This is a genomic window from Wylensekiella montiformis, from assembly GCF_009697385.1.
Lineage (GTDB): Bacteria > Bacillota > Negativicutes > Selenomonadales > Selenomonadaceae > Selenomonas_A > Selenomonas_A montiformis.
Genome location: NZ_VUNL01000016.1, coordinates 47,473 through 54,702 on the forward strand (window position 1 = coordinate 47,473; position 7,230 = coordinate 54,702).

Below are 7,230 nucleotides of genomic sequence, written 5' to 3' on the forward strand. Positions count from 1 at the left end.
GCGCCGACCTTGCGACCGGCACCAACTGTCCCTGTCCACGTCGCAGAAGAACACCGCCCCGCCCTAATAAAAGCCCATGCGTGGCAGGAAAGGTGGGGCGGCGGACTGTCTGCCTCCATTTCTGCGGCCTTCCAGTCGTCAAGCTCCTGCCTATGCGGGGACTCAGATCTTCGTCCTATTTCCGCATAGGTAGGAGTTTTCCTCCTTTTAGCGCCTAGTCATTCCGCCAGACAGACCGCCGCCGGTGCAACCAGTCACAGGCAATGCGTGTCCGTTGCTTTTTGTGGACAGCTGCGCTGTCCACGTTAGCACCGACACGGAAGTGGGGGGAGCGAAATTTGAATATAGGAAGGGAATACAAGAGTATAGGTCGAATATGGTAATAAAATGTTTGGCTAGGAGGGAATTTGAAAATGGGATTATTTGAAAAGCGGATAAATAGGAAAACATATATAGGCCTATCTTTATTTTTGGCGTTTTGCCTGACTATTATCAGAGAAATGCTTAAAAACCCTAATGGTAATAATGAATTGTTCGGATTGCTTTGGGGGCATTTTACTGGTAATGTATCTAGTGACAGTCATCTGCGTTGTAATGATATCGAAGGTGGTCATAGTATAAAATTATCATTGATAACAATATTGTTATCATTTATACCATTAGTTAGCCTTTTTGTATTTTTTTACCTTGCTACTACAAAGGCTAGTGACAAAGGAAATGAAATGCAAATACCGACAAAAAATAGATATACAGTGAATTTAGTAAAAGATTTACAAAATAAGTATAAAATATATTTATCATCAGACGATACTTCTATGGATGCTCAGATTGCCAATGATTTATATGAAGCATGTAACGGTATAAACTCCCTAAAAGGAAAAATACTTGAAAACAATCTATCTCCTAATAATTTTATTAAATTTTATAATATAATGAAGTGTGATGATGTGCTTTGGGATGAAAAGGAAGGAATATATCTGCCCTTTCTATCAATACTTACTCCTGACACACTTGGCTTATTATGTCAAAATGCACATTTGCCTGAAAAAGAACAAAAGCAAATTGTTCTGCATGAATTAAATAAAAACACAGTTAGTAAACTTAAAGAAAACAACGATACGTATAAAGAAAATATGGATAAGGTTAATGGTTTATTGGGGGATATAAAACGTGTATGGGTGTTGGTGTTTTTACTGATATCAATAGGAATGATGGTTTATCCACCTTATCATACGGTTATCCATGGAAAAGGCGAAATGTTTGAAGGATATAATATAATTGGCGAAGCACCTAAAAATATACCGTCAGGAAGGGAAAAATTTACTTCTATTGATTATTCGACATTGGCATTTCATGAGGTGATTTTGGCTGTGGTATGTTGTGCTGGATATACGTTGACAACAATGGTGAGAAAGAAGTGATGTATTATGATTTGCCCTAACTGCAAAAGAATAATACCTGATGATGTGAATTTTTGTAGATACTGTGGAGAGAATATTACATCCACCCAAAATGTTAATGATGATATGCTAATGAGTGAGGAAGGCACGTCAAAGGGGAATACAGATATAAGTGATACTAAGGATGATGTTATAACCGAAAAGAAGAGCTCGGTCAAGGCTTTTTTGTTATTATGCGTTATTGCATTGGCGATAGCAGGCGCCTTAATGTATTTTCGTAGTGGCAATGAGACAAAATTCACGGCCAATAGTCTCCAACACTACACATATATAGGGAAAACGTCACAGTTGTCAATGAATGTACCATTTGAATTGAAAGATACTGATCCGGGAGTGGCAGACAGCACGATAAGTAATATAGTATACAAGTCGGGGGTGTCTGGAAATTTCAAGGTGGAAGTAATTGGGATACAATATAATTTTGATGTTAGTATGTTAAGTATATCGGATTTCATCAATGGTTTTATAGACTCGCTGGGGGATGAAAAACGTATTGACAATATCGAAAAGGTCAGCGCTGTTAATACATCTATAAACGGCATTCCATGTACTAAACAAGTATTTAATTATTATGATAAACAAAGTAAGTATAATCTACAAAGTTTGAGCGTCGTATTAAAAAAGGATAACGAGATATGGGTGGTTATTACTGGTTATAAGAAAGGTGATATGAAGGCAAGTAAATTTGCTGAGGAACTCGTTGGTAGTATAAAATTAGAGTGAGGGATAATGATGCTGTTGATTATGAACTTTTTGGTAGCGATGGTCTTCTTTATGGGATTAGCATTGGCAAAGTCGGCATGGTCGGATAAGAAGTATATTAAAGCGATTGGTTTTGCTATAATAACAATTATTGTATGTTTTACATTGTTGTTTATGAAAGAAAGTATGAAAGTCGCTAATCGTAGTTCCGCATTAAGTTTTTTATTCTGAAATTGTATGATGATAGTATTGTTCGGAAAGTAATATACCGAAAAATGAAGGTTATCTTATAGGAGGATAATTATGTCGAATCTTATAAAGATAATGGTTTTGGTTATATTTGTCTTTGGGGGATTTAATGTAACTCAGGTTTATCGAAATACTGAATATCAGTTTAGAATTGAAATACCGGATTATCTTAAATATAAGACATCAAAAGGGCCTAATGTAAAAATGAGTGCTGCTGCTTATAATGGAACACCCAATATGAATGTTATTGTTAAGTCGTTTCCGTTGTTGCCATTTTCGAATGATGAAGTTCTAAATGATTTGTTGGTAGGAAACTAATCTCATCAATCGAATACTAGACAGCTGCTTAAATATGGAATTATTGAAATTCCCAATCACAAGGTTTTATGCACGGTCTGGCGGATAAAATACACATATCCAGAGATGACATTCTTTTTAACTGCGTATGTTTTTGAATTTGTTAGCAATTACCGATATTATTGTATCTCCTATTTCCTTGAACCTGGAACGGAGGCAAAATACGAAAAGATGATTACTTATTCCATAGGTAGCTTTGTAGATGAAAAAGGATGTTATTAAGTGATAATTGCGTCTTTGGATGGTTGTTACTAGGATGGATGTAATTTATTTAGCTGTTTTTGTGTCAGATTCGGCTGGTGCTGGATAAAAATAAAAAATCCTTGCATTTGACGGTCAACTCCATAATATAGGTATTGAAAGAGATTTCTCGTATAAATCCTAACTGAATACATATCGGAAATGACAAATTTTACGCTATCTGGCGCGAGACTGCGCTTAGATATATTTGGGTTGTCATTCTGCATAGGAGCCGCAGGGGTGATGACCTTGCGGCTTTTATGCGTTTATGAAGGAGGGAAAAAATCATACTTACCATTCGCTCGAAACAGACCACTACGCTGAAAATCACCCGTGTAAAGGGCACGTCCAGCATGGGCAAGGACACCCATGATTACGTCAATCTTTCCGTCAATCCGGAACTTACAGACGGGGACGTGCTTTCCATCGGGACGAAGCTCAGCAATTTGCAGCAGTACCCCGTTGACGGTATCAGCCGCATTGACGCAAGTTCGCTGGCAGAAGAACACTAAGGGAGGGCTAGACCATGAAAGAAACGCTTTTGATTGAGTTCGCGGTGGAAAACGGCAAGAACACCACCATTTCCATCCCCGACCCGCGTTCTGACGTGAGTAAGGCGGATGTGGTCACGGCGGCAGAGGAAATCGTGGCCAAGAAGGCTGTCCTTTCTGCCGAAAATCCGGTAAGCGCCTTCAAGCGGGCTTACGTCCGTACCATTCAGGAGACGGAGCTGGAATAACTGACCGTAAAATCGCTGTGCAGGGAGGCCGCTGGGGAAACCTTGCGGCCTCCTTGCGCTATGAGGAGGGACGAGAATGCGCGTAAATTCGACCACTAACCTGCGGATTGCCTGCGAGTACAGTTATGATTATGACAAGGTGTACTGCAAATACATCAATCTAAAGGTCAATCCGGACGCCACCGACGAAGATTTGCTTTTTACCGCCAAGACCATTGCGGCGTTGCAGCCCCTTCCCTTGCATAGCATTGACCGCGCAGATAGCTGCGATTTGACCGCATAAGGAGGGCTGACCCGTGGAAAAGACGCTAATCATTATATTTTGGCTGGATAACGGCAAAACCATGAATCTTTCCATTCCCCACCCGCGCAGCGACCTGACGCAAAGAGAGGTATATGCGGCGATGGTGGAAATCCTGAAACGCAAGGTCATTTTGTCGGAGAACGGGGGCAGGGCAACCGCAGGCAGTCAAGCACATGTACCTGCGGATTGTGGATGAACAGCTCCTGCCATAAGGGGGGCGAAAAGATGGAGCAGACCATACTCACCGCCGTTTCCGCTGTGGGCTTTCCCATTGTCGTGACGTTCTACCTATTGACCAGTTTTCAGAAGTCCATGGATAAGTTCACCGATAAGCTTGGGGAGCTGATACAGGAACTTAGGCGGTTTTTAAAATGAGATTAGACGAAAAGCAGGCGGCTGATTGGTCAATTGACCGGTCAGCCGCTTGCTTATTTCATATATTCAAATTGTGGGCAAATACTAGTATAAATTTAATCGATAAAATAATGTAATTTTACTGTTATCCATAAATGGTAAATTAGAAATCCCCAAAGCCAAATAAGGAGAAGTAGTGAACTGCCTACTTTTTTATCTGTTTCTTTTATCTCAACATCTGTATTAGGTTGTTCGTGTAACTGTTTTATAAATGTACTTAAGGAAAAGCAACTAAAGCCAATCCATAATGCAGAACCTAATACAAGCGCTAGAAAGAAAAAAGGGGGAATTCGTTCTCCTTCAGCATATCTATGTAAAAATGATAAGACTCAAAGAACCAGATAATGAAAAAGAGTAAAACGAATTTGTTCATAACTTTTAATATGTACATATAAACAACCTTCTTTTATCTGACAATATTAAAAATGAATGGTAAAACGGCAATTTGTTTGTTTTAACAAGTACAGATTGCCTATAAATAAAGCATTATATGGAATTGAGCGTTTGGAGAAAATGCTCAATGTTATTTTTACAAACTAAAGATTCTTGGATAAATGGATATTGCTTTTCTGTGTGTTGATGATTAGTGACGCAAAAAATCTGTGAAGATTTTATAAACCTCAGTGCTTGGGGTGAAACCAACAGTGTGAGGCTTTTTCTGATTGGTAAGACAGTATTGTTCTAATTTTTTTGCATTATGGATGGCGTCATCTTCATTGCCATTGTTCTTTAATTTATCAAAAACTGTAAGGGAGTTCTTTTCGTAATCAGGAATGATGGTTTTTAAGTATTTGAGTACATCATCGGTATTCGTATAGTTGCGTGTCGTATAAATAAAATGACAAATGAACCATATTTCGAAGCAAGGATTTGATACAATCAATTTTATGTTTTTCTCTTTGGGGATAAGTTTTTCGGCTGCTTTTAATTGCGCATCTTTTGATGAATCAAAATCGGCATCAACTAAGCATACAGCTAAGTCGTTATCACCTAAGTCGTCGTTATTATATTGCTTGACTAATTGCTGCATCATATTTTCGGGGTCAGTTTCATTACCTTTGGCAAGAACAACATTAATCGTATCGCTTTTGAATTTGTTAAAATAATTAATTTCTGTTTTGTTTTTGCCTTCGGCCTTGATTAGAAGAATTCTTTTTGGGGTCCTGGTATTTGAATTTCTTTGTTTAATCTTATAGGCTTTTCGATTACGCATCATAATATCTACCTACCTAATATTAGGAATAGCACCGTATCTGCCAATAAGGTATGCCTTGCGGATGTCTTTATTCCCATGTTTAGAAAATTCATCAAGAGAGTAGAGTTCTGATTCACCAGTTTGATTATTTTTTTCCATAAAATATATTTGGTCGCGCCTTTGGATGGTGTCGGTCATTAACTCAGTGGCGTGAGTGGAAATGATAAGCTGAGCATTTGCTTTGTTGATTTCCGGGTCATTGAATAGTGTGATTAAATGAATAACTAACAAAGGGTGAAGGCTCTTATCAAATTCATCAATACATATAATTGACCCATCGTTGAAAGCTTTTAATAACAAGGGGCTGAAAAGAAATAAATTTTGAGTTCCAGCAGATTCGTCTCTAAAATCTATTTCCAGTGATTCTTCCAAACCTTTGTCGTTAATAATATTGTGAACCATTTTAATATCAATTTTTTTTGTTTTTTGCGGTAAAAGGTTTGATAGCATGGATAAAGGTGGATTTTGTTTGACGAATTCATCCACATCAACTTCTTTGGAGGTGTAATGATAGTCTGCAATGTTTATATCTGCTTTTTGTAAAAGGTCTTGTATAAATGGACGTAATTCGCTATTGTTTTCGTCGGATAATAAACTTTCAACTCGCGGCATTAAATTGTCGGCAGTGATTGGATCGTAAGTATCAATTTTTAAAAACCACTTGAAGGGAACAAGTATTGTTTTGCTATTCCAAGCAGCAGCAGTGGCTAGGAATAGTTTGTTTTCCCCGTTTCGTTCAATAATAGGAGAAAGCTCTCTGCGAATTGCAGGGGAGGTAAATTTGTATTCTTCATTTTCTCTTATAAATAAAGTGGTTGGCCTGCTGGATTTATACATATAAAGGTATTCTGTAATGATTTTCTTTGAAGTGGCGGAAAAACCATATACGTATTTTGTGTTATCCGCGATAAAGACGAATTCAAATTCAGATGGTAACACAGAGCTTTTAGTATCGAACTTGAAGGGTTCAATAAGTGGCAAAATATCCCCAGGCTGACTGATGTTGGACCTTCGTACAATGATTATAGCGGCAGTTAGAGCCTTAAATAAGTTGGACTTTCCTGCGGCATTGGCACCAAAGAGACAAACATTCTTGAGGATTCGGTCGACATTGCGGCCATTACTTATTTCGGCAACATTTTCGGTATGCTCCAAATCAGTAGAGGCTTCCATTGATAGAACGGCTTCGTTTTTAAAAGAGCGAAAGTTTTTTACGCTAAACTGTACCAGCATTGTAAACCTCCTAACCTTGAAAAATAAAAAAATTAAACAACAAAAAGGCGATTTTCAACACCTTGATGTAAAAAATCGAGCTTTGAATACATATATTCTATAATGAATGCTACATAAAATCAAGTATGTTAGAAAATTTTGTGTTTTATCCTTGTAGGTTTACAATAGATGTGAGACTGGAGGGATATACAAAAGCGACCGAATCCCGTAGAATATTGGTTGCAACAAACTTCTACAAAAGGAGACCCGATCGCCATGTCTATCATACCACATCAGA

General features: G+C 38.1%; 11 protein-coding genes. 9 read left to right on the forward strand and 2 right to left on the reverse strand.

The features are described from left to right. Window positions 1-413: 413 nt before the first annotated feature. The 9 genes from FYJ78_RS11795 (at window position 414) to FYJ78_RS11830 (ending at window position 4,426) form a co-directional block, all read left to right on the forward strand. Window positions 414-1,421 (forward strand): DUF805 domain-containing protein, encoded by a 1,008-nt coding sequence (locus FYJ78_RS11795; protein WP_154621588.1) that lies wholly within the window; start codon window positions 414-416, stop codon window positions 1,419-1,421. A 111-nt stretch (window positions 1,422-1,532) separates the two neighbouring features. Next, complete coding sequence (locus FYJ78_RS11800) at window positions 1,533-2,183, forward strand: hypothetical protein (protein WP_235900049.1); 651 nt, start codon at window positions 1,533-1,535, stop codon at window positions 2,181-2,183. Window positions 2,184-2,192: 9 nt separating this feature from the next. Then, the gene (locus FYJ78_RS12775; protein ID WP_195847964.1) at window positions 2,193-2,393 is read left to right on the forward strand and encodes a hypothetical protein; all 201 of its coding nucleotides are present in this window, start codon (window positions 2,193-2,195) and stop codon (window positions 2,391-2,393) included. A gap of 72 nt (window positions 2,394-2,465) precedes the next feature. Then, window positions 2,466-2,729: a hypothetical protein gene (locus FYJ78_RS11805; RefSeq protein ID WP_154621590.1), complete on the forward strand. Its 264-nt coding sequence runs from the start codon at window positions 2,466-2,468 to the stop codon at window positions 2,727-2,729. Window positions 2,730-3,304: 575 nt separating this feature from the next. Beyond that, on the forward strand, window positions 3,305-3,520 hold the full coding sequence (locus FYJ78_RS11810) for a DUF1659 domain-containing protein (protein WP_456242922.1): 216 nt from the start codon (window positions 3,305-3,307) through the stop codon (window positions 3,518-3,520). A gap of 14 nt (window positions 3,521-3,534) precedes the next feature. Further along, complete coding sequence (locus FYJ78_RS11815) at window positions 3,535-3,747, forward strand: DUF2922 domain-containing protein (protein WP_154621592.1); 213 nt, start codon at window positions 3,535-3,537, stop codon at window positions 3,745-3,747. Window positions 3,748-3,823: 76 nt separating this feature from the next. Beyond that, window positions 3,824-4,030: a DUF1659 domain-containing protein gene (locus tag FYJ78_RS11820; RefSeq protein ID WP_154621593.1), complete on the forward strand. Its 207-nt coding sequence runs from the start codon at window positions 3,824-3,826 to the stop codon at window positions 4,028-4,030. A gap of 13 nt (window positions 4,031-4,043) precedes the next feature. After that, window positions 4,044-4,247 (forward strand): DUF2922 domain-containing protein, encoded by a 204-nt coding sequence (locus FYJ78_RS11825; protein ID WP_154621594.1) that lies wholly within the window; start codon window positions 4,044-4,046, stop codon window positions 4,245-4,247. Window positions 4,248-4,276: 29 nt separating this feature from the next. Continuing rightward, the gene (locus tag FYJ78_RS11830; RefSeq protein ID WP_154621595.1) at window positions 4,277-4,426 is read left to right on the forward strand and encodes a YvrJ family protein; all 150 of its coding nucleotides are present in this window, start codon (window positions 4,277-4,279) and stop codon (window positions 4,424-4,426) included. A gap of 622 nt (window positions 4,427-5,048) precedes the next feature. On the opposite strand, the gene FYJ78_RS11835 is transcribed toward FYJ78_RS11830, so the two are convergent. Both FYJ78_RS11835 and FYJ78_RS11840 read right to left on the reverse strand, forming a co-directional pair. Beyond that, the gene (locus FYJ78_RS11835) at window positions 5,049-5,681 is read right to left on the reverse strand and encodes an RloB family protein (protein ID WP_154621596.1); all 633 of its coding nucleotides are present in this window, start codon (window positions 5,679-5,681) and stop codon (window positions 5,049-5,051) included. Between the two features lie 9 nt (window positions 5,682-5,690). Continuing rightward, entirely contained in the window at window positions 5,691-6,953 is a 1,263-nt protein-coding gene (locus FYJ78_RS11840; RefSeq protein WP_154621597.1) for an AAA family ATPase, read from the reverse strand. Window positions 6,954-7,230 lie beyond the last annotated feature (277 nt).